This window comes from Enterobacter cloacae complex sp. 370H10, assembly GCF_050031535.1.
Lineage (GTDB): Bacteria > Pseudomonadota > Gammaproteobacteria > Enterobacterales > Enterobacteriaceae > Enterobacter > Enterobacter intestinihominis.
On sequence record NZ_JBLGWG010000001.1, the window covers coordinates 2,367,773 to 2,389,609 of the forward strand.

The following is a 21,837-nucleotide window of genomic DNA, read 5'->3' on the forward strand; positions in this document are numbered from 1 at the left end:
TCATGTGTTTGCGCCATCACTTTAATGTTATTTATGAAATGGCAAAAGAAGTAATTAGCCGTCGAATTAAAAAGACAGGAATAAATGATGAAAAGCACATTCACAATGATAACGCTGGCGCTTGCTGCGCTGACGGTCAGTTCCACCGTCGCGGCAAAAACGCTGGTGTATTGCTCCGAAGGATCGCCGGAAAATTTCAATCCTCAGCTCTATACGTCGGGGACCAGCGTGGACGCCAGCGCCGTACCGGTTTATAACCGTCTGGTCGATTTCAAACCGGGCACTACCGAACTGGTGCCGAGCCTGGCGGAAAGCTGGGAGGTGAGCGAGGATGGTAAGGTCTACACCTTCCACCTGCGCAAAGGGGTGAAATTCCACAGTAATAAACTGTTCACGCCGACGCGCGACTTCAACGCGGATGACGTGATTTTCTCGTTTATGCGCCAGAAGGATGTGAATCATCCCTACCATAACGTCTCCAACGGCAGTTATTCCAACTTCGAAAGTCTGGAGTTCGGCAACCTGATTACCGCCATTGATAAGGTTGACGATCGCACCGTGCGCTTCACCCTGGCGCACCCGGAAGCGCCGTTTGTTGCCGATCTGGCGTGGTATTTTGCCTCCATCCTGTCGGCGGAGTATGCCGATGCCATGCTGAAAGCGGGCACGCCTGAAAAGGTTGATATGCAGCCGATTGGCACCGGGCCGTTTAAGCTGGCGCAATATCAGAAGGATTCCCGCATCCTCTTTACCGCCTTCCCGGACTACTGGCAGGGAAAATCGAAGCTGGATCGTCTGGTGTTCACCATCACGCCGGACGCCTCGGTGCGTTTTGCCAAAGTCGAGAAGAATGAGTGCCAGGTGATGCCGTTCCCAAACCCGGCGGATCTGCCGCGTATGAAGGCTAACAAAGACATCAACCTGATGAGCAAGGCCGGTCTGAATACCGGTTTCCTGGCATTTAACACGCAAAAGCCGCCGCTGGATAACGTAAAAGTGCGCCAGGCGCTGGCGATGGCGATTAACAAACCGGCCATCATTGAGGCGGTCTTCCACGGCACCGGCACGGCGGCGAAAAACCTGCTGCCGCCTGGCGTCTGGAGTGCCGACAGCGAGCTGAAAGACTACGATTACGATCCAGAAAAAGCGAAAACGCTGTTAAAGGAGGCGGGATTTGCCAACGGCGTAAGCATCGATCTGTGGGCTATGCCCGTGCAGCGGCCGTATAACCCGAACGCGAAGCGTATGGCTGAAATGATCCAGGCGGACTGGGCGAAAGTAGGCGTGCAGACCAAAATCGTGACCTACGAATGGGGCGAATACCTGAAGCGCGTGAAGGGCGGGGAGCATCAGGCTGCGCTGATGGGCTGGACAACGGCGACGGGCGATCCGGATAACTTCTTCGGACCACTGTTTACCTGTACGTCCGCCAACGGCGGGTCGAACTCGGCCAAATGGTGCTATAAGCCGTTTGATAACCTGATTGCCGAAGCAAAATCGATAACCGATCGCGAAAAACGCGTGGCGCTGTACAAGCAGGCGCAGCAGATGATGCACGATCAAATGCCGGCGGTTATGATTGCCCACTCGACCATTTTTGAGCCAGTCAGAAAAGAGGTCACGGGCTATGAAATCGATCCCTTCGGCAAACATCTGTTCTGGCAGGTAGATATAAAACAGTAATATTTTTCTGCCCGGATCCGGTCCGGGCACTATTTTTACAATTTGTGCCTTCCCCGTCATTTTTTGCCACAACATTTCCCTCTGTTTTTTGTTATAACTTCAAGTGCATACTTGCAGATAACTCGGAACTCCATCATGCGTACTTCCACTTTTTTTAAAGTTGCAGTGCTTTCTGGCCTGTTGGCCCTTTCTGGCTGTGCGTCAAAAGTCGCAGCCCCCGATCAATATTCAGGCTTTTTAAAAGATTACTCTGACTTGCAGGAGATGACATCAGCAACCGGGAAACCAACCTTGCGTTGGGTCGATCCTTCCTATGATCCGGCGAACTACGACAGTATTATCTGGACCCCGATAACCTATTATCCGACACCAAAGCCAACCACACAGCTTGGGCAAAAAACGCTTGATGAATTGTTGAGTTACACCAATAACACATTAAAAAACGCGATTGGCCAGCGTAAGCCAATTGTGACGACGCCGGGCAAACACAGCCTGATCTTCCGCGGCGCCATCACGGGTGTGAGCTCAGAGAAAGAAGGTTTGCAGTTCTATGAAGTGGTGCCCGTCGCGCTGCTGGTTGCGGGTACGCAGATGGCAACTGGCCATCGCACCATGGATACGCATCTTTTCTTTGAAGGTGAGCTGATTGATGCCGCCACGAACAAACCGGTAGTTAAAGTTGTTCGTAAAGGTGAAGGTAAAGAGCTTGCCAATGAGAACACGCCGTTGGGATTCGCCACACTGAAACAGGTTGTGGATGATATGGCGACCGATGCCACCATGTTTGATGTCCATCAGACAGCAAAATAATAAAAACGGCCTGCATCTACGCAGGCCGTTATTTTATGCCGTCAGCAGGCGGCGGAACCAGGTTTCCGGTTTCGTAAACATCACCATATTTCCCCCTAAAATCAACAGCAGGCCGACGATCCCGTTGATATGCCACACGTAACCCTCGTACACCGTTGAAATCGACAGCGCCACCAGCGGGAACAGCAGGGTGCTGTACGCGGCCTTACCGGGACCAATGCGGCCTACCAGCGTAAAGTAGGCGCCGAAGGCAATCACCGAGCCAAACAGAGCAAGATAGAGCAGCGCCCCCATATAGCTCACCGTCCATTCCGGCATAAAGCTTTCGCCCCTTAATAGAGCGATAAGGCCCATCACGACGGTGCCATACAGCATCGCCCAGGCGTTGGTGGTCATGGTTTCCAGCCCGTTTCGCTGATGACGCATGCTGATCATATTCCCCAGCGAAAAGCCGTAGGTGCCGAGGGCGGAAAGCCCGATGCCCGTAAGCAATGACGCGTTCCAGCCGCTGGCGAGCAGATCGTTCCAGAACAGGGTAATGATCCCGATAAGCCCCAGCGCTGCCGCCGTCCAGAAGCGTGCGGGTGGACGCTGGCCGAAGAAGATAAAGCTGTTGATGGCGTTATACAGTACGGCCATCGAGAAAATCACCGACTCAAGGCCGGTATTGATATGGGCGGCGGCGGTGTAAAAGCACCAGAAGTTGAAACAGAAAACGCAGCAACCCTGAAGCATGCAATAGAGATGATCCCGCAGCGCCAGCCTGCGCAGGCGACGAAGGGCGACCAGGACGATCATCATCGTGGCGCTGGCCACGGCGAAGCGCCAGAAAATGGAGACCGGCGCTGCAACCGGCCCCTGTTGTAAAAAAATGGCGATCCAGGTCGTGCCCCAGATAACAACAACCAGCCCATAGAGTAATGCGTTCATGGTGTCTCTCTTCTCATACCGCGGAAAACAACAGTGTGGCGAAAGAAGGGGGCCCCGGCTTTCATCGCCTTGCGCCGGACTTGCAAATTCTTGCGCTTTTTTCTCGCACAATGGCTGGTAACAGGCTGCAACACTTCTTAGACTGACAGTCTGATTAATCACCTGTTTACGGCCATGTCTCTCGTTTACGACACCTTTGAAACGTTACGCCAAAAAAATGCAGTGCTGCGGGAAACCGTCGCGCTCAATACTGGCATTCAACTGGCGGCGTGGTACAACAAGCACGACACGATCACCGTGAAAAGCAACCATCACACCCTTAGCCTGTACGTGGCGGATGGCTATGAAAGCTATCAAAAAACGCCGGGTGGCTGGAAAAATGGCGGTGGGCCGGACCGTTTTTGTCTGATGCCGGAAGAGAGCGAATCCACGTGGGATATTCGTGACGACCTATCGTTCGTGCACCTCTACTGCACCGATGAACACCTGCGGGACGTGGGGGAGAAAATCTGGGATAAACGACCGCTATCGCTGACGCTGGAGGAAAAAATCTTCGGCAGCGATCCGAAAATCACCGCCCTTTATCGCCAGTTTTTGCTCGGCTGCGACTGGCAGCAAAACGCCAATCAGCTCACCCTGAGCACTGCGTCGACCTTATTGCTGACGCATTTGGTCCATCACTATTCCAGCGTCCAGTGGAAGTTACCGGTGGTGACCGGCGGGTTATCGCCGTTTGTGCTGCGCAACGTGCTGGCCTTTATCGAGGAAAATCTGGCGCAACCCTTAACGCTGGCGGAACTGGCGGGCCAGGCCGCACTCAGTGAGTATCACTTTGCGCGGATGTTCCGCCAGTCGATGGGGCTGGCGCCGCATCAGTACGTCATGCAGCGCCGAATGGAGAAGGCCAAAGCGCTGATTCAGCACACGACCACGCCGCTCACCGACATCGCGCTGGCCTGCGGATTTAACTCCGCCAGCCATTTCAGTAACCGTTTTCGCAGCATGACCGGCATCACGCCGTCACAGCTACGCGCGGCGAAGGCGTGAGAAGACAGCGTAACAGATCCCACCCAGCACCAGCCCCCAGAAAGCGGAGCCAATTCCCAGGAGCGTGACGCCGCTTGCGGTCATCAGGAAGGTGACGATCGCCGCGTCGCGCTCTGCTTCATGATTCAGTGCCTGATACAAACTCCCGCTGATAGTGCCGAGCAGGGCCAGCCCGGCCAGCGTCTGGATGCCGCTCAGCGGCAGGGCGGCCATTAGCCCCGAAATCGACCCGCCGAACACCCCCGCCAGCAGATAAAACCCACCTGCGGCCGCCGCTGCCAGCCAGCGTTTACTGGCATCCGGGTGGGCGTCCGGGCTCTGGCAGATGGCGGCGGTGATGGCGGCGATGCAGATGGAATAGACGCCGAAGGGGGACAACAGCAGCGCCAGCCCGCCGGTGGCAACGATCAGCGGTGAGACCGCCAGCGGATAGCCCGATGCCTGCATGGTGGCGAAGCCGGGCGCATTCTGCGACGCCATGGTCACCAGGAAGAAGGGTAAGCCGATGCTGATCAGGCTGGTGAAGGTGAACGCAGGGGCAATGAATTCCGGCATGATCAGCGATAACGTCATTTTATTCGTGACAACGTCACCTCCAGCCCAGGCCACGAACACCCCCACCAGCAGCGTGGCGACAATGGCATACCGGGGCGCCACGGCTTTAGCCACCAGCCATGCGGCCAGCATACTGCCGCAAAGAAGCACGTGTCCCTCAAGATTGCTGAATGCCTTCAGGCCAAACTGTAAGAGCACGCCTGCCAGCATAGCGGCGGCAAGCGAGTGCGGGATCAGTTTCATCAACCGGGCAAACAGGCCAGTGACGCCGCACAGCAGAATCAGCGCATTCGCAAATATAAATACCCCTATGGTTTCCGCCAGCGTCACGCCTTGCAGGCTGGTGGCGAGCAGCGCCGCGCCAGGAGTCGACCAGGCGGTCAGCACCGGGGCTTTATACCACCACGACAATGCAAGCGTGCTGATCCCCATCCCGAGCCCCAGCGCGGTCATCCATCCGGCGATTTGCTGTGTACTGGCGCCCGCCGCCGCAGCCGCCTGCCAGATAATGGCGGCAGAGCTGGCGTAGCCCACCAGAACGGCAACAAAACCAGCCAGCACGGCAGGAAAGAGAGAGGCAGTCGATCGCATGTGAACTCCGTTGTGCGTTATAACGTCCGGGATAAGGTATCACTGTGCGCTATAGCGTACAAGTGGTATGCTTTGCTGCAACGGGAGGAACCATGGATATCACTCAACATCTGGCAACCACACTGAAAGCGCTGCGTCAGGCGCGGGGCTGGAGCCTGTCGAAACTGGCGGAAGAGACGGGCGTGTCGAAAGCGATGCTTGGGCAAATCGAACGCAATGAGTCCAGCCCGACGGTCTCAACCTTGTGGAAAATTGCCACCGGGCTGAACGTACCTTTTTCGGCGTTTATCACTCCAGAGAGCGAACCGCAGGCGGTGTTCGATCCGCAGCAGCAGGCGATGGTGGTGAAACCGCTTTTCCCCTGGGATGAACAGCTTAAGTTCGACCATTTCTCCATCACCCTGTCGCCCGGCGCGCTGAGTGAGTCCACGCCGCACGAAGCCGGGGTGATTGAACACGTGGTGGTGATAAGCGGTGAGCTGGACATGCAGATTGACGGTGTCTGGCGCACTCTATACGCTGATTCCGGCGTGCGTTTTGCCGGCGATAAACCGCACGCGTACCGTAACAGCAGCACCCGGACGGTGCTTTTTCACTCTCTGATCCATTATCCCCGCTAAAGCGTTGCAAAACGGTTTCACTGGCACAGACTTCTGACTACAATAGCCGCCATTTTGACCATAACGGATAACGACGAAGTATGCGCCTGCACCCCCATCATCTTGAACTGCTAAGCCCGGCCCGCGACGCCGCCATTGCCCGTGAAGCCATTCTTCACGGTGCGGATGCCGTCTACATTGGCGGCCCAGGCTTTGGTGCCCGTCATAACGCCAGCAATAGCCTGCGCGACATTGCCGAACTGGTACCGTTCGCCCACCGTTTCGGGGCGAAGGTGTTCGTGACCCTGAACACCATTCTTCATGATGATGAGCTGGAGCCCGCGCAGCGTCTTATTACCGATCTCTACCAGACCGGCGTTGACGCTCTGATCGTTCAGGATATGGGTGTTCTGGAACTGGATATCCCGCCAATTGAGCTGCACGCCAGCACCCAGTGCGATATCCGCACCGTTGAGAAGGCGAAGTTTCTTTCAGACGTCGGGTTTACGCAGATTGTTCTGGCGCGCGAGCTGAACTTGAACCAGATCCGCGATATCCACCAGGCCACAGACGCGACCATTGAATTCTTTATCCACGGTGCGCTTTGCGTGGCCTATTCCGGGCAGTGTAATATCTCTCACGCCCAGACGGGGCGCAGCGCTAACCGCGGCGACTGCTCTCAGGCCTGCCGTTTGCCGTATACCCTGAAAGACGATCAGGGCCGCGTGGTGGCATTCGAGAAACACCTGCTGTCGATGAAAGATAACGATCAGACGGCAAACCTCGGCGCGCTGATCGATGCCGGCGTACGCTCCTTCAAAATTGAAGGCCGCTACAAGGACATGAGCTACGTGAAAAATATCACCGCCCATTATCGTCAGATGCTGGATGCCATCATCGAGGATCGCGGTGACCTGGCGCGCGCGTCCGCCGGTCGTACAGAGCATTTCTTTATTCCATCGACGGACAAAACGTTCCACCGCGGCAGTACGGATTATTTCGTTAATGCGCGCAAAGGGGATATTGGCGCGTTCGATTCACCGAAGTTTATCGGTCTGCCGGTGGGTGAAGTGCTGAAAGTGGCGAAGGATCATCTTGACGTTCAGGTTACAGAGCCGCTGGCGAACGGCGATGGTCTCAACGTGATGATCAAACGTGAAGTGGTTGGTTTTCGCGCCAATACGGTGGAGAAAACCGGCGAAAATCGTTATCGCGTCTGGCCGAACGAAATGCCTGCCGACCTTTACAAAGCCCGCCCGAATGCGGCGCTGAACCGTAACCTGGATCACAACTGGCAGCAGGCCTTGCTCAAGACCTCCAGCGAGCGTCGCATTGCGGTGGATATCGCGCTAGGTGGCTGGGAAGAGCAGCTGATCCTGACCATGACCTGCGAAGACGGCATCAGCGTGACGCATACGCTCGACGGCCTGTTCGAGGTGGCGAACAATGCGGAGAAAGCGCTTAGCAGCCTCAAGGATGGCGTAGCGAAGCTCGGGCAGACCATTTATTATGCGCGCAATATTGAGGTGAATCTGCCGGATGCGCTGTTCGTGCCGAACAGCCTGCTGAACCAGTTCCGCCGTGAAACGGCTGAGATGCTGGATGAAGCACGCCTGGCAAACTATCCGCGCGGCAGTCGTAAGGCCGAAGCGGTGCCTGCGCCGGTCTACCCGGACACGCATCTCTCTTTCCTTGCGAACGTTTACAACCACAAAGCGCGTGCGTTTTACCATCGTCACGGCGTGCAGCTGATTGACGCCGCGTATGAAGCGCATGAAGAGAAGGGCGATGTGCCGGTGATGATCACCAAACACTGCCTGCGGTTTGCCTTTAACCTTTGTCCGAAACAGGCGAAAGGGAATATTAAAAGCTGGAAAGCGACGCCGATGCAGCTGGTGAATGGCGATGAAGTACTGACGCTGAAGTTTGACTGCCGTCCGTGTGAAATGCACGTTATAGGCAAGATGAAGAATCACATCTTCAAAATGCCGTCTCCGGGCAGCATTGTGGCCTCCGTCAGCCCTGACGATTTGATGAAGACCCTGCCGAAGCGTAAAGGCAGCTAACCCGCAGAGTGGGTATCCGGTTTGCGCGATTTCTGCCAGGCATGGTGCTCGCGCAACCCCTCCGCAGACTCCTCTGCTGCGCTGCGTAACTCGTCGCTGTCAGCTTCATGACGAAGCTGATGGTCGGCGTTTTTCACATACACAAATTCATGCCCTTTGTGCTCCGCCATAATCTGCCCTGAGAACAGGGCACTAATCAGCAGCAGTAGCGAAAAGCCTTTTCTTAACATCTTTTACCCCCGAAAATACGCTACGGTCATCGTAGGGATAATTTCATAGAGTAATTATTCGACTCTTTAAATTTGAGAAAATAGACTGTCAAAAATTGTGGTCGCCATAAAACTCACTTAAGACTATTCTTAAAAGCAATATCGCCGTTGTAAACTCCCATTTCTGGTATGCAAAGAGAAGCTAGATTTATTGGGAAATCATTTACAATAAGATTTTTCTGGCTAAGGATTGGATCGAATAAATGAAAAAAATAATCGTGCTATCACTTCTGGGCGTAGTGGTTGCGGTGGGTGCTGCGGCCAGCATCTATTCAAATGAAGAACCAGAATATATTCAGTCAGCAAAAAGCCGTGTCGGATCGTATTTAACCAGCGATTACGGACGTGTCGAATGTAATAGCACCCAGGTAAGTGAAGATCGCTGGGAGCTGGGCTGTACCAATAAGGCGAGGGGCAAAACCTTCCAGTTCGCTGTTTACCCATCCGAGCAGGCGCCGTATGGGGTCTCTCGTGCGTTTTATCTCGAAGCGATTAATGATGATGCCCGCCAGAGTGCAGAGCAGGGGCTGATGCGTTATCTGCAAATTAATACCAAAGCGGGTTAATCGATTCGTTTATGCTTCGTTGAGGCTCACAGTGGTAGATTGCAGGTGATCCACATCCCGGTATGGAATACCGGAGCGTAGATACCAAAATACAAATCTATCCATGCAAGCATTTACCGCCAGATTATGGCGGTTTTTTTTTGCCCGTTTATCGTACTGGTAAAAATTGTTTGCGATATTGCGCGGGTGAAAGCGCAAATTGCTGCCGGAAATGGTGGCGCAGCGTGGCGCTTTGTCCAAATCCGGTTTGTTCCGCAATATTGTCGATGCTGAGCCGACTGTTTTCGAGATAATCTTTTGCCCGCTGCAATCGCGCAGTCAATAACCAGCGCGCGGGTGTTGTTCCGGTCGCGTCCTGGAAACGGCGCAGAAAGGTGCGCTGACTCATACCCACCCGCAGGGCCAGCGATTCGACGGTATGGGAAACAGCCAGATGCTGGTGAAGATAATCAAACAACTGGCCGAGGCGCTGGCTCTCCCGCAACTGAGCCACCGGTCGGCTAAGCTGCTGGGTTTGCGAGCCGTCCCGATGGGGCGGGATCACCAGCCGACGCGCCACGCGGTTTGCCACTTCCATACCGTAATTCCGGCGCACCACGTGCAGGCACAGATCAATCCCCGCGGCGCTTCCGGCGGAAGTGAGAATATCGCCTTCGTCCTGGTAGAGCACATCTTCGACCACGGTAATGGCGGGATAGCGTGTTTTCAGCGCTTGCGTATAGCGCCAGTGGGTGGTCGCCTTCCGCCCGTCAAGCAGGCCTGAGGCTGCCAGAACGAAAACGCCAGAACAGATCGAGAGTAGCTGGCAGCCGCGGGCATGCGCCGCGCGGAGCGCCTGGCAGAGCGCTTCGGGTACGGGTTCGTCCAGCCCTCGCCAGCCGGGAACGACAACCAGATCCGCCGTCTCCAGCAGACCCAGATCGCCATCGGCCAGAATACGGATCCCGCCCGTTGCCCGGAGTTCGCCATCATCCACGCTCGCCACGGCAAACTGATACCAGTCATCGCCCATCTCCGGGCGCGGCAAGCCAAAGATTTCTACCGCCACGCCAAACTCAAAGGTACATAAACCGTCATATGCCAGCACGACCGCGCGCGGCGAGGGATGTCTTAAGTTTGTCATCTTTTTGCTGTTTTCTGGCATAGGCGGACGCATTCATGGGCTGAATTAAGGGATAGAGTAGTGTTAACACAAACACCACAAATGAGGAAGATTCATGAGCTATGTTACTGAATTTCCGGCTGCTGAGCCGCAGGAAGCTGTGGGACATTTTCTACGTCGTCTGAGTGTCGAGACGGACTGCGCCGATGTCCATCACGCGGTATCCAGCGGTGAGCAGGACTTTGTTCTGCTGCACGTTGTCGGAAAGCCTGAACATTTTGCCCGGCGGCATCTGCCCGGCGCGCTGCATTTACCCTGGAGCCAGATCACCGCAGAGCGGATGAAAGCGTGGCCGGAGGGCACGCTGTTTGTCGTCTATTGTGCAGGCCCGCACTGCAACGGGGCGGACAGGGGGGCGCTGAAGCTGGCGCGTCTGGGTCTGCCGGTTAAGATTATGCTCGGGGGCATGACCGGCTGGGAAGATGAGCGGTTCGCGTTTGCAGGATCTTCATCACCCGCTCTGTGAACATGAATTTATTTCAACACAGATGAAATTTTCTCGTTTGTCGGCGGCGAGCCGGTATGACATCTTTTCAGGACGTTTAGACATCCAGAAGTCTAAAGATTCAAGAGATGAATTATCACTGTGGGCAATTAACGCCGACAGACAGAGGAGATTTCCATGCAGCGACACCATGCCCCGTACCGCGCCGATGTAGTCGGCAGTTTTTTACGCCCGGATGCCATTAAACAGGCCCGTCTGCAATTTGCCAGCGGTGAAATCGATGCCGGGCAGCTTCGCGCGGTTGAGGACGAGGCCATTCGTCATGTTGTCGAGCAGCAGTGCGCCTGCGGTCTGCATGTGGTAACGGACGGTGAATTCCGCCGCGCCTGGTGGCACTTTGACTTCTTTGACGGGCTACAGGGCGTGGAGCGTTATGATTCCCAGCAGGGCATTCAGTTCAACGGGGTGCAGACTAAAGCCCATGGCGTGCGCGTAACGGGCAAACTGGGCTTCGGCGATCATCCTATGCTGGAAGATTTCCGCTACCTCAAAAGCATTAGCGGTAATGCACAGCCGAAGATGACCATTCCGAGCCCGAGCGTGCTGCACTTCCGCGGTGGCCGCAAGGATATTGATGCTACGGTCTACCCGGATCTGAAGGATTACTTTGACGATCTGGCGACCACCTGGCGCGATGCCATTCGGGCCTTTTACGATGCAGGCTGCCGCTATCTGCAGCTGGATGACACCGTCTGGGCCTATCTTTGTTCGGAGGACCAGCGCCGCCAGATCCGCGAGCGCGGTGACGATGCAGACGAACTTGCCCGAACTTATGCCCGGGTGCTGAATAAGGCGCTGGAGGGCAAACCGGACGATCTGACCGTCGGGCTGCACGTCTGCCGCGGCAACTTCCGCTCAACCTGGATTTCCGAGGGCGGCTATGAGCCGGTGGCGGAGGTGCTGTTTGGCACGGTGAACGTCGACGCGTTCTTCCTGGAGTACGACAACGACCGTAGCGGGGACTTCGCGCCACTGCGTTTTGTGCGCCCGGGTAAACAGCAGGTGGTTCTGGGGCTGATCACCACCAAACACGGTGAACTGGAGAACCCGGAAGGGGTGAAAGCGCGTCTGGAAGAGGCTGCGCGCTACGTGGCGAAAGAGCAGATTTGCCTCAGCCCGCAGTGCGGATTTGCTTCTACGGAAGAGGGTAACAGCCTGAGCGAAGCCCAGCAGTGGGATAAAGTTCGCCTCGTGACGAAAATCGCCAGCGACGTCTGGTAACGCCGTTTACAGCGCTGCATTATTACAGTGCAGCGCTGTACCATTCTGAGTCGTTTCCCGTCACTCCTCTCTTCGATCCCTTTAAAATCCTGTCTCTGCAACCTGGCACTGTTTTTGCTCTCCTGAAACTGGCGTTACTTTTTTCTGCGTCCGGCGGTAACGGACGTCTTCGCACAGCTTTCTTTTCAGGAGTGAAAATATGCACCGTCGTACCTTTATTAAAGCGTTCACCTTGTCCGCCTCCGTCATCGCCATGGGAATGAGCTTTGGCGTCCAGGCCGCAGAGACCATTAAAGTCGGGATTATGCACTCTCTCTCCGGCACGATGGCCATTTCAGAAACGCCCCTGAAAGATGTCGCCCTGATGACCATCGATGAAATCAACGCTAAAGGCGGCGTGCTCGGGAAAAAGCTGGAGCCGGTGGTGGTTGACCCGGCATCCAACTGGCCGCTGTTTGCCGAAAAGGCCCGCCAGCTTCTGAGCCAGGATAAGGTCGCCGTGGTGTTTGGCTGCTGGACCTCCGTATCGCGTAAATCGGTTCTGCCGGTTTTTGAGGAGCTGAACGGTTTGCTGTTCTATCCGGTGCAGTATGAAGGGGAAGAGATGTCACCTAACGTCTTCTATACCGGCGCGGCGCCTAACCAGCAGGCGATCCCGGCGGTGGAGTACCTGATGAGCGAGGACGGCGGCAGCGCGAAGCGCTTCTTCCTGCTGGGTACGGACTACGTTTACCCGCGCACTACTAACAAGATCCTGCGCGCCTTCCTGCACTCGAAAGGCGTTGAAGATAAAGATATTGAAGAGGTCTACACCCCATTTGGACATAGCGATTACCAGACCATCGTCGCCAGTATCAAAAAGTTCTCCACAGGCGGCAAAACGGCAGTGGTCTCCACCATCAACGGTGATTCCAACGTGCCTTTCTATAAAGAACTGGCGAACCAGGGGCTGAAAGCCACAGACGTGCCGGTGGTGGCGTTCTCGGTGGGCGAGGAAGAACTTCGCGGCATTGATACCAAACCGCTGGTGGGTAACCTGGCGGCGTGGAACTACTTTGAATCCGTCGACAACCCGACCAACCAGACCTTTGTCGCGGCTTACAAAGCCTACGCGAAAGCCCATAAGCTGCCGAATGCCGATACCGTGGTCACCAACGATCCGATGGAAGCGACTTACGTTGGCCTGCATATGTGGGCGCAGGCGGTTGAAAAAGCGGGAACAACCGACGTGGACAAAGTGCGCGCGGCAATGGCGGGCCAGTCGTTCAACGCGCCGTCCGGCTTTATGCTGACCATGGACGCCACCAACCACCACCTGCATAAGCCCGTCATGATTGGTGAAATTGAAGGCAACGGCCAGTTCAACGTCGTCTGGCAAACCGAACAGCCGGTACGCGCTCAACCGTGGAGCCCGTTTATCGCCGGGAATGACAAAAAGCCTGACCAGCCGATGAAAACCGCCAGCAACTAAGCCACCACCAGGGAGAGACGTCATGAACGCCATACGCATGATGATTGCGATTGTGTGGCTTACCGGACTGCTGCCAGGGATGGCGCAGGCATCGGATGCCGATGATTTCGTTGCCGCTAGCCGCAGCCAGCAAACCGCCATGCTGACCCGCTGGGCAGCCACGCCGGAACCTGCACGTTTGCCGCTGCTTAAGGCGCTGCAACAGGAGAACCTTTATACCGACAGCCAGAAGAAGGCATTTACCCGCATCGACGGCGAAATGGTTGCCCTGGGCGCGGCAAAAAGCGCCGAAGGATCGACCAAAGCCGTGCGGCTGACCAACCGACTGCGCGTGTTAACCGTCACGGCGCTGGCGACGCATCAGCTTGTCAGTGACAGTGTCACCGAAAGGCGTCATGCCGCGCGGCAACTTCAGCGTGACGCCCAGCCGGATATGCTCGGCTTTCTGCAACAGCGTGCCAGTAGCGAAACGGACGACGTCGCCCGACAGTCGCTGATGCTGGCGCTGGCAAACCTCCAGCTGACGAGCCCACAGGCTGAAGTACGGCTCAAGGCTGTTGAGCTGTTGGGACAGTCTGACGATCCGGACGTGCAGGCCACGCTGACGCCGTTCACCCGGACGCAAACCGAGCCGGACGCACGGGTACGTGCCGCCGCCGCTGAGAGCCTGGAGCGTATTCAGCACCGGCTGATGTGGGGCGAACTGCTGGGGCAGGCCTTCATGGGCCTGTCGTTGGGGTCGGTACTCTTGCTGGCCGCGCTCGGGCTGGCTATCACCTATGGTCTGCTGGGGGTGATTAACATGGCTCACGGTGAAATGCTGATGCTCGGGGCGTATGCCACCTGGATGGTGCAGCAGGTAATGGCGCAGTGGATGCCTCAGTGGCTGGCGCTCTATCCGGTGGTGGCGCTGCCGGTGGCGTTTTGCCTGACCGCAGGCATCGGAATGGTGCTGGAGCGCACGGTGATACGCCATCTTTATGGCCGCCCGCTGGAAACCCTGCTCGCCACCTGGGGGATAAGCCTGCTGCTTATCCAGCTGGTCCGCATGACCTTTGGCGCCCAGAACCTTGAGGTCGCTAACCCGGCATGGCTGTCCGGCGGGGTGCAGGTTTTCGCCAACCTGACGCTGCCCTGGAACCGTATTGTGGTGCTCGGCTTTGAACTGCTGGTGCTGTTCTTCACCTGGCTCATTCTGAACAAAACGCGTCTGGGTCTCAACGTGCGGGCGGTGACGCAAAACCGCAGCATGGCGGCCTGCTGCGGCGTTCCCACCGGACGGGTAGATATGCTGGCATTTGGCCTCGGGTCCGGCATTGCCGGGTTGGGCGGCGTGGCGTTGTCCCAGCTGGGGAACGTGGGGCCGGAGCTGGGCCAGGGATACATCATCGATTCGTTCCTGGTGGTGGTGCTCGGCGGCGTCGGCCAGCTGGCCGGTAGCGTCGCGGCGGCCTTTGGTCTGGGGATCTTCAATAAAATTCTTGAACCGCAGATGGGCGCTGTGCTGGGCAAGATCCTGATTCTGGTGGCGATCATTCTGTTTATCCAGAAACGTCCGCAGGGGTTATTCGCACTTAAAGGGAGGGTGACAGACTGATGAGCCAGCCATTGACCTTAACACTGGCGCGCAGGGCACCGCGCACCGCGCAAATCTTCGGCAGTCTGCTGGTTGCGGCGCTGCTGGTGCTGCCTTTTCTCGCGCTGTTACCCGCCACCCATCCGCTGGCCGTTTCGACGTGGATGTTGACGCTTATCGGCAAGATCCTCTGCTACGCGGTTGTCGCCGTGGCCCTCGATCTGGTCTGGGGCTATGCCGGTATGCTCTCGCTGGGGCACGGCATATTCTTCGCCCTGGGCGGCTATGCGATGGGCATGTACCTGATGCGCCAGGCGGCCGGGGACGGGCTGCCCGCGTTTATGTCGTTTCTCTCGTGGAGCGAACTGCCCTGGTTCTGGTGGGGAACGCAGCATTTTGCCTGGGCGCTGGTGTTAATCGTGACGATCCCCGGCCTGCTGGCGCTGGTCTTCGGCTGGTTTGCTTTCCGCTCGAAGATCAAAGGGGTCTATTTTTCCATCATGACCCAGGCGCTGACCTATGCGGGCATGCTGCTGTTCTTTCGCAACGAAACCGGCTTTGGCGGCAATAACGGCTTTACCGGCTTTACCACGCTGCTCGGGTTTTCCGTCACGGCGACCACCACGCGGATCGCGCTGTTTCTCGCAACGGTCATGCTGCTGCTTCTGGCCCTGGGCACAGGCTACGCCCTGGCGAAGAGTAAATTTGGCCGCATTTTAACGGCGGTGCGCGATGCGGAAAACCGTCTGACGTTCTGCGGCTACGATCCGCGCGGCTTCAAGCTGCTGGTCTGGACGCTTTCCGCCGTACTGTGTGGTCTGGCGGGGGCGCTGTACGTTCCGCAGGTGGGTATTATCAACCCGGGTGAAATGTCGCCGACCAACTCGATTGAAGCGGCCATCTGGGTGGCGCTGGGCGGGCGCGGCACCCTGGTAGGCCCGGTGATTGGTGCGGCGCTGGTCAATGGTGCGAAGAGCTTTTTCACCGTGGCGATGCCGGAGTACTGGCAACTGTTTCTTGGGCTGATTTTCATCGCCGTGACGCTCTTTTTACCGCGCGGCGTGTTCGGTCTGTTTCGTAAGGGAGAGAATTAATGCAGCCCTCTGAAGGACTCTTTACCCGCCAGCTACCGGGCGATCGTTACCGTGAGCAGACCGATCCGGTGTTACAGCTCGAGGCCATTAACGTCAGTTTCGATGGTTTTCAGGCGTTGACCGATCTCTCACTTAATATCGGCATTGGAGAATTGCGCTGCATCATTGGCCCTAACGGCGCCGGTAAAACTACGCTGATGGACGTGATCACCGGCAAAACCCGGCCAAAAAGCGGGAAGGCTATTTACGATCAGTCCATCGATCTGACAGCCCTTGAACCGGCGGCCATTGCCCGTCAGGGCATTGGCCGTAAGTTCCAGAAGCCGACCGTGTTTGAAGCGCTGACCGTAGGGGAAAACCTCGAAATCGCCATGAAAGCCGACAGGTCCGTCTGGGCGAGCCTGCGGGCAACACTCAGCGGCGAGCAGCGCGACCGCATTGACGAGATGTTGGTTTTGCTACGGCTTGGCAGCGAGCGCGATCGCCGCGCCGGGCTGCTTTCCCACGGGCAGAAGCAGTTTCTGGAGATCGGCATGCTGCTGGTGCAGGATCCGCATCTGTTGCTGCTGGACGAACCCGCCGCCGGTATGACCGACGCAGAGACGGAATACACAGCCGAGCTGTTCCGAACTCTGGCAGGCAAGCATTCGCTGATGGTGGTTGAGCACGATATGGGCTTCGTCGAGACCATCGCCGACCACGTCACGGTGCTGCATCAGGGGCGCGTACTGGCCGAAGGCTCGCTTCGCGAGGTACAGGCCAATGAGCAGGTGATCGACGTCTATCTGGGACGCTAAGGAGAGGTAATGTTACAGGTTAACGAGCTGAATCAGTACTACGGCGGAAGTCATATTCTGCGCGGGGTGAGCTTTGAGGCGGTGGTCGGGGAAGTTACCTGCCTGCTGGGGCGCAACGGGGTGGGGAAAACCACACTGCTGAGGTGCCTGATGGGGCTGATCCCGGTGAAAGCCGGGGAGGTGGTCTGGCAGGGAAAGACCATCACTCACAGTAAACCGCACCAGCGGGTGCAGTCCGGCGTGGCGTATGTTCCGCAGGGGCGGGAGATTTTTCCGCGTCTGACCGTAGAAGAAAACCTGCTGATGGGACTGTCGCGCTTCTCCGCGGGAAACGCAAGGAGCGTGCCGGAGGAGATTTGGCAGCTTTTCCCGGTGCTGAAGGAGATGAAACACCGTCGCGGAGGCGATCTTTCCGGTGGTCAGCAGCAGCAGCTGGCGATTGGTCGCGCGCTGGCGAGCCGTCCACGGTTACTGATCCTGGATGAACCCACGGAAGGTATACAGCCGTCGGTGATTAAAGAGATTGGGCAGGTGATCCGCAGCCTGGCGAACCGGGGGGATATGGCGATCCTGCTGGTGGAGCAGTTTTATGATTTTGCGGCGGAGCTGGCCGACAGCTATCTGGTGATGTCGCGCGGCAGCATCGTCCAGCAAGGGCGCGGTGAGAACATGGAGCAGGAGGGGGTTCGCGGACTGGTTGCGATCTGAAATGTTATACTATAACATCCTCATTCTTATAACACGGAATGAGGGTTTTGCTGTGGCTGCACAACTTGGAAAAATTGCGCTGACTCTGGGAACGCTGCTGGTAAGCGGCTCGCTTTTTGCCCATTCGCACGGTCATCAGATGACGGAGGCGGAACAGAAGGCGGCAAACGGCGTCTTTGAGGATAAAGACGTCAGGGACAGGACGCTGTCTGACTGGGACGGGACCTGGCAGTCTGTTTACCCGTTCCTGCTTGATGGTTCGCTGGATCCGGTTTTCGAAAAGAAAGCGCGGAAGGGGGAAAAATCCGCTGCCGAGGTGAAAGCCTACTACCGTAAGGGCTACGCGACGGACGTGGACGCCATCGGCATTGAAAACAACGTGATGGAATTCCACAGAGGCAAAACGGTGAGCAGCTGCCGCTACGACTACAGCGGCTATAAAATTCTGACCTATGCGTCGGGGAAAAAAGGCGTGCGCTACCTGTTTGAATGTAAGGATAAGGCAAGCCAGGCGCCTAAGTTTGTGCAGTTCAGCGATCATACCATCGGGCCGAAAGCCTCTTCACACTTCCATATCTTTATGGGCAACACCTCCCACGAGGCGCTGCTGAAAGAGATGGATAACTGGCCGACCTACTACCCGAACGAGATGTACAAAGAGCAGGTGGTGGAGGAGATGTTGCACCACTAGGCTGTTGGTTTTGCCGGGTGGGGGCTTAGCCTTACCCGGCGTGGGATTAGGGTTTTCCAGGTCGGGTAAGCGCAGCGCCACCCGACACGCTATCTTCACTTTTCACGCGCATCCCGCGCAAAACCATCAGCCATGCCGCAATGATGGCGGCCATCATAATAATAAATAACGACCAGTGCGGCAGATGGGTCAGGATGAGCCCGGTGATCATCGGGTTCGCCGCCGCGCCCAGCCAGCCCAGCGCCTGGGCGGAGAAGTAGCTCGCCTTCATGCCCGGCGGGGCGATATTGTCGATCAGCATGTATTCACCCGGGGCATAAATAATTTCACCCAGGGTGAAAATCGCCGCCGCAATCCCCCAGTAAAGCAGGTTCTCGCCGGAAAGCATAAACCCGCCCAGCCCGAGGATGAAAAAGAGCGTTGCGGCTGTCATTAGCGGGCGGATGTTGCTGGCGGAGATCTTGCGGCCAAGCGCGTATTGCAGGGTGACCACCACCACCGCGTTGACGGGCAACACAACGGCCACCACCTTTTCTGCGAAATCGCTGTCCGCATACGCGGCGAGGACGTACTGGGAAATGCAGCTGGCGAACGATCCGCCCACGTAGGACGCCAGCAGGCCGGAGAGCGTGTACCAGAACAGCGCCCGGTCCTTCAGCAGCACCGAGGGCTGCCACGGCGCTTTTTCCTCCACGCTGTCAGACGCTACGCTTTTCTGCACAAAGAAATGGATAAACCCGAGCGGCAGTGCGGCGCAGAAGGCCGCCAGCCAGAACGGCAGTTGCAGGCTGTACATCACCAGTAGAGTGCCAACCGGCGGCCCAATCGTCCAGCCGATGTTCAGGAAACTGTAGTTGAGTGAGAAAACGCGCGCCTTTTCGCTGGAGGTCAGCACGTCGGCAAACCACGCTTTCAGCACCGTTGAGAAGACGGAATAGGCGCAGTTAATCAGGGCAAAGAACAACACCACCAGCGTCACGTTATTCACCAGCGGAATGGCCACAAACCCGGCGATAAAGGCCACGATGGCGACCAGCATATAGCGTTTTTTGTCGAACTTGTCCGCCAGGATGCCAAACCCCAGGCTAAACACCACGCCAATGGTCAACGCCACGGTAAGGGCATAGCCAATATTCTCCACGCTCATATCGTACACGCGTGTGAGATATATGGTCATAAAGGGCAGCGTTGCCCCGCGGCCAATTGTTAATAACAATGACGATGCCAGCAGCGCTGCGGTTGAGCGCCTGATTGATGGTTTCATTTTCCTGCCCGACAAATGCTTATGCTTTTTTTGTTGTGTTATTACAGGATTATCATGGGATCGGCAGCTTGTATAGCACCCAATTTATCCGCAAGTGCTTCTCCTCAGTACCAGAATTAATGATCTTCTCGCGGGGGTATTTTTTCTGTTACCTTGAAGTGTTTACAAAAATTTAATAATTCAGGGGCGGAAAATGACGCGGAAAGACGGGCTGTTAGCGTTACTGGTTGTCGTGGTGTGGGGACTCAATTTTGTGGTCATCAAAATGGGGTTGCACAACATGCCTCCACTCATGCTGGCGGGTCTGCGCTTCCTGCTGGTGGCCTTCCCGGCGCTGCTTTTCGTTGCCCGCCCAAAGATTCCCCTGAAGCTTCTGCTGGGCTACGGCCTCACCATCAGCTTTGGTCAGTTTGCGTTTCTTTTTTGCGCTATCAAATTCGGTATGCCTGCGGGTCTGGCTTCGCTGGTGCTTCAGGTGCAGGCTTTCTTTACCATTATTCTCGGCGCGTTTGTCTTTGGCGAACGTTTGCAGGGCAAACAGCTGGCGGGCATTAGCCTTGCGGTCTTTGGCGTGCTGGTGCTGATAGAAGGCAGCCTCAACGGTCAGCATGTCGCGCTGCTGGGCTTTATGCTCACCCTGGCGGCGGGGCTGAGCTGGGCGTGCGGCAACATCTTTAACAAGCTGATAATGCAGCATGAGTCGCGTCCTGGGATCATGTCGCTGGTGGTCTGGAGCGCGTTGATCCCCATTGTGCCGTTTATGGCCGCGTCGTTTATTCTGGATGGACCGCAGGTGATGCTGAAAAGCCTGGTGGAGATCGACCTGACGACCATTTTGTCGCTGATCTACCTGGCATTAGTCGCCTCAATCATTGGCTACGGCATCTGGGGATCGCTGCTCGGACGCTATGAAACCTGGCGCGTGGCGCCGTTATCGCTGCTGGTACCGGTGGTCGGGCTTGCCAGCGCCGCCCTGTTGCTGGATGAAACGCTCAGCGCGCTGCAACTGTGTGGCGCAGGGCTGATTATGGCCGGGCTGTATATCAACGTCTTTGGCTTGCGGGTGCGTCGGGCGACGCGGGTGCGGAGTTAAGGCAGAAAAAAGCCCCGCATTAGCGGGGCAAAAACGAATTACAGGTCGTGATTATAATACGGCACGCCTAATTCGTCGGATTTGTCGCTGCCAGCGCCCATGTGATTGAAGTCCCAGGGCGACTGGTTTTGCGTGGACGGCATAATCATGGTGTCACGATTATTTTGCTGCCCCGCACTGGGGGTTTGCTCCGCGAAGCTCTGGCCGGAAACCAGCACCAGCAAGGTGAGGGCGGCGGAGACGATAAATTTCATGATTTCCTCGGTTACGTCTTAACAGGCGATGATTAACTGCAATGTTTTAGCGGATACAGATAACGGGATTCACCCGGCATACTGGTAATACGGTACTTATGAGGCGGCACGTCAAAGTAGTTCTTGAACGTACGCGTCAGGGTTTGTTGCGATTCAAATCCGTAGCGTTCCGCCAGATAGAGGATCGGCTCATTGCTTTCTTTCAGTTTTTGGGCAATCTCCGTCAGCTTACGGCTGCGAATATATTGTCCTAATGAATGGCCGGTCTCTTTTTTAAACATCCGTTGCAGGTGCCATTTTGAGTAACCTGAACGCTCAGACACTTTCTCAAGGGAAAGTGGAGATTCCAGGTTATCTTCGATCCAGTCCAAAATGCTATGAATGGTGATAGCGTCAGTATTGCGTCTGGACATCGTCATACCTCTTTTTCTGTTTACGGCAGGATTTTCTTGAGTAAAAGCTCAAGCGTTGCCACTTCATCTGCCGTTAAGTTTTTTGTCAGTTCCTGGTGCAGTGTTTGTCCTACTAATTGATGACATTGCTCACACATGGCCGCGCCATCGCTGGTCAGTTTCACCAGTACGCCACGTTTGTCATTCGGGTTAGGGCTTCGTTCTATCCATCCTTTGCAGACGAGACGATCCAGCATGCGGGTCAACGCACCCAGATCGACAGAGAGCACCTTTTTCAGCTCAACCGGCGTGATACACACTTCGCAGCGAATGGAACACAGCACTTTGAACTGTGTTGCGGTGATATCCAGCGGTGACAGGTAGTCATTGAGCAGGCGATCTTTTTTCTGGTTAACCATATGAATAAGACGACCCAGTGGGATTATGTCGTTAAAGAGATCACTGGTGCTTTTCACAATGGTTGCCCTGGCAA

General features: G+C 56.2%; 23 protein-coding genes. 15 read left to right on the top strand and 8 right to left on the bottom strand.

Annotated features, from left to right (window positions below; genetic code table 11):
* The first annotated feature begins 87 nt into the window (after window positions 1-87).
* Entirely contained in the window at window positions 88-1,683 is a 1,596-nt protein-coding gene (locus ACQG2Q_RS11715; RefSeq protein ID WP_046621579.1) for an ABC transporter substrate-binding protein, read from the top strand.
* 135 nt (window positions 1,684-1,818) lie between these two features.
* Window positions 1,819-2,493, top strand: coding sequence for a DUF3313 domain-containing protein (locus ACQG2Q_RS11720; protein ID WP_022648086.1), 675 nt, complete (start codon window positions 1,819-1,821; stop codon window positions 2,491-2,493).
* Between the two features lie 33 nt (window positions 2,494-2,526).
* Here ACQG2Q_RS11720 and ACQG2Q_RS11725 read toward each other — a convergent pair whose 3' ends face one another.
* Window positions 2,527-3,423 carry a DMT family transporter gene (locus tag ACQG2Q_RS11725; RefSeq protein WP_063849032.1) on the bottom strand — a complete coding sequence of 299 codons (897 nt, stop codon included), beginning with the start codon at window positions 3,421-3,423 and terminating at the stop codon, window positions 2,527-2,529.
* Window positions 3,424-3,597: 174 nt separating this feature from the next.
* On the opposite strand from ACQG2Q_RS11725, the gene ACQG2Q_RS11730 reads away from it, so the two are divergent.
* Complete coding sequence (locus tag ACQG2Q_RS11730; protein WP_063849033.1) at window positions 3,598-4,470, top strand: helix-turn-helix domain-containing protein; 873 nt, start codon at window positions 3,598-3,600, stop codon at window positions 4,468-4,470.
* Here the strand turns inward: ACQG2Q_RS11730 and ACQG2Q_RS11735 are convergent.
* A complete protein-coding gene (locus ACQG2Q_RS11735) occupies window positions 4,450-5,616 on the bottom strand; it encodes a benzoate/H(+) symporter BenE family transporter (protein WP_063849034.1) in 1,167 nt (388 codons plus the stop codon). The two genes, ACQG2Q_RS11730 and ACQG2Q_RS11735, sit on opposite strands and share 21 nt — an antisense overlap.
* Window positions 5,617-5,708: 92 nt before the next feature.
* On the opposite strand from ACQG2Q_RS11735, the gene ACQG2Q_RS11740 reads away from it, so the two are divergent.
* Together ACQG2Q_RS11740 and ACQG2Q_RS11745 are read left to right on the top strand one after the other, a co-directional pair.
* On the top strand, window positions 5,709-6,236 hold the full coding sequence (locus ACQG2Q_RS11740; protein WP_063200277.1) for a helix-turn-helix domain-containing protein: 528 nt from the start codon (window positions 5,709-5,711) through the stop codon (window positions 6,234-6,236).
* An 80-nt stretch (window positions 6,237-6,316) separates the two neighbouring features.
* Complete coding sequence (locus tag ACQG2Q_RS11745) at window positions 6,317-8,281, top strand: peptidase U32 family protein (RefSeq protein ID WP_046621572.1); 1,965 nt, start codon at window positions 6,317-6,319, stop codon at window positions 8,279-8,281.
* Here the strand turns inward: ACQG2Q_RS11745 and ACQG2Q_RS11750 are convergent.
* Window positions 8,278-8,511: a DUF2554 family protein gene (locus ACQG2Q_RS11750; protein WP_232934480.1), complete on the bottom strand. Its 234-nt coding sequence runs from the start codon at window positions 8,509-8,511 to the stop codon at window positions 8,278-8,280. The two genes, ACQG2Q_RS11745 and ACQG2Q_RS11750, sit on opposite strands and share 4 nt — an antisense overlap.
* 242 nt (window positions 8,512-8,753) lie before the next feature.
* Here ACQG2Q_RS11750 and ACQG2Q_RS11755 point away from each other — a divergent pair, with 242 nt between their 5' ends.
* The gene (locus ACQG2Q_RS11755) at window positions 8,754-9,116 is read left to right on the top strand and encodes a hypothetical protein (protein WP_015570547.1); all 363 of its coding nucleotides are present in this window, start codon (window positions 8,754-8,756) and stop codon (window positions 9,114-9,116) included.
* 148 nt (window positions 9,117-9,264) lie between these two features.
* On the opposite strand, the gene ftrA is transcribed toward ACQG2Q_RS11755, so the two are convergent.
* Window positions 9,265-10,260: a transcriptional regulator FtrA gene (ftrA, locus tag ACQG2Q_RS11760; protein WP_063137738.1), complete on the bottom strand. Its 996-nt coding sequence runs from the start codon at window positions 10,258-10,260 to the stop codon at window positions 9,265-9,267.
* 73 nt (window positions 10,261-10,333) lie between these two features.
* On the opposite strand from ftrA, the gene ACQG2Q_RS11765 reads away from it, so the two are divergent.
* The 8 genes from ACQG2Q_RS11765 to zinT all read left to right on the top strand — a co-directional run bounded on the left by ACQG2Q_RS11765 (window position 10,334) and on the right by zinT (window position 18,341).
* A complete protein-coding gene (locus tag ACQG2Q_RS11765) occupies window positions 10,334-10,744 on the top strand; it encodes a rhodanese-like domain-containing protein (RefSeq protein WP_063849035.1) in 411 nt (136 codons plus the stop codon).
* Window positions 10,745-10,900: 156 nt separating this feature from the next.
* A complete protein-coding gene (locus ACQG2Q_RS11770; RefSeq protein ID WP_023306183.1) occupies window positions 10,901-12,004 on the top strand; it encodes a cobalamin-independent methionine synthase II family protein in 1,104 nt (367 codons plus the stop codon).
* A gap of 199 nt (window positions 12,005-12,203) precedes the next feature.
* Window positions 12,204-13,475 carry an urea ABC transporter substrate-binding protein gene (urtA, locus tag ACQG2Q_RS11775; RefSeq protein ID WP_063849036.1) on the top strand — a complete coding sequence of 424 codons (1,272 nt, stop codon included), beginning with the start codon at window positions 12,204-12,206 and terminating at the stop codon, window positions 13,473-13,475.
* Between the two features lie 22 nt (window positions 13,476-13,497).
* Window positions 13,498-15,072 carry an urea ABC transporter permease subunit UrtB gene (gene urtB / locus ACQG2Q_RS11780; RefSeq protein ID WP_063849037.1) on the top strand — a complete coding sequence of 525 codons (1,575 nt, stop codon included), beginning with the start codon at window positions 13,498-13,500 and terminating at the stop codon, window positions 15,070-15,072.
* Window positions 15,072-16,145: an urea ABC transporter permease subunit UrtC gene (urtC, locus tag ACQG2Q_RS11785; protein WP_023306186.1), complete on the top strand. Its 1,074-nt coding sequence runs from the start codon at window positions 15,072-15,074 to the stop codon at window positions 16,143-16,145. The genes urtB and urtC overlap by 1 nt, the downstream gene beginning before the upstream one ends.
* Window positions 16,145-16,942 (top strand): urea ABC transporter ATP-binding protein UrtD, encoded by a 798-nt coding sequence (gene urtD / locus ACQG2Q_RS11790; RefSeq protein WP_023300093.1) that lies wholly within the window; start codon window positions 16,145-16,147, stop codon window positions 16,940-16,942. The genes urtC and urtD overlap by 1 nt, the downstream gene beginning before the upstream one ends.
* 9 nt (window positions 16,943-16,951) lie before the next feature.
* On the top strand, window positions 16,952-17,650 hold the full coding sequence (gene urtE, locus ACQG2Q_RS11795) for an urea ABC transporter ATP-binding subunit UrtE (RefSeq protein WP_023300094.1): 699 nt from the start codon (window positions 16,952-16,954) through the stop codon (window positions 17,648-17,650).
* Window positions 17,651-17,702: 52 nt separating this feature from the next.
* The gene (zinT, locus tag ACQG2Q_RS11800) at window positions 17,703-18,341 is read left to right on the top strand and encodes a metal-binding protein ZinT (protein ID WP_063146203.1); all 639 of its coding nucleotides are present in this window, start codon (window positions 17,703-17,705) and stop codon (window positions 18,339-18,341) included.
* 46 nt (window positions 18,342-18,387) lie between these two features.
* Here zinT and ydeE read toward each other — a convergent pair whose 3' ends face one another.
* Window positions 18,388-19,605: an efflux MFS transporter YdeE gene (ydeE, locus tag ACQG2Q_RS11805; RefSeq protein WP_022648102.1), complete on the bottom strand. Its 1,218-nt coding sequence runs from the start codon at window positions 19,603-19,605 to the stop codon at window positions 18,388-18,390.
* 193 nt (window positions 19,606-19,798) lie between these two features.
* On the opposite strand from ydeE, the gene eamA reads away from it, so the two are divergent.
* The gene (gene eamA, locus ACQG2Q_RS11810; protein ID WP_023330139.1) at window positions 19,799-20,698 is read left to right on the top strand and encodes an O-acetylserine/cysteine exporter; all 900 of its coding nucleotides are present in this window, start codon (window positions 19,799-19,801) and stop codon (window positions 20,696-20,698) included.
* 38 nt (window positions 20,699-20,736) lie between these two features.
* Here the strand turns inward: eamA and marB are convergent, their stop codons facing one another.
* Genes marB through marR form a run of 3 tightly spaced genes read right to left on the bottom strand, consistent with a single transcriptional unit; the run spans window position 20,737 to window position 21,820 of the window.
* A complete protein-coding gene (gene marB, locus ACQG2Q_RS11815) occupies window positions 20,737-20,952 on the bottom strand; it encodes a multiple antibiotic resistance protein MarB (RefSeq protein ID WP_023300098.1) in 216 nt (71 codons plus the stop codon).
* A gap of 32 nt (window positions 20,953-20,984) precedes the next feature.
* On the bottom strand, window positions 20,985-21,365 hold the full coding sequence (gene marA, locus ACQG2Q_RS11820) for an MDR efflux pump AcrAB transcriptional activator MarA (RefSeq protein ID WP_001303241.1): 381 nt from the start codon (window positions 21,363-21,365) through the stop codon (window positions 20,985-20,987).
* 20 nt (window positions 21,366-21,385) lie between these two features.
* Window positions 21,386-21,820 carry a multiple antibiotic resistance transcriptional regulator MarR gene (marR, locus tag ACQG2Q_RS11825; RefSeq protein ID WP_020884159.1) on the bottom strand — a complete coding sequence of 145 codons (435 nt, stop codon included), beginning with the start codon at window positions 21,818-21,820 and terminating at the stop codon, window positions 21,386-21,388.
* Window positions 21,821-21,837 lie beyond the last annotated feature (17 nt).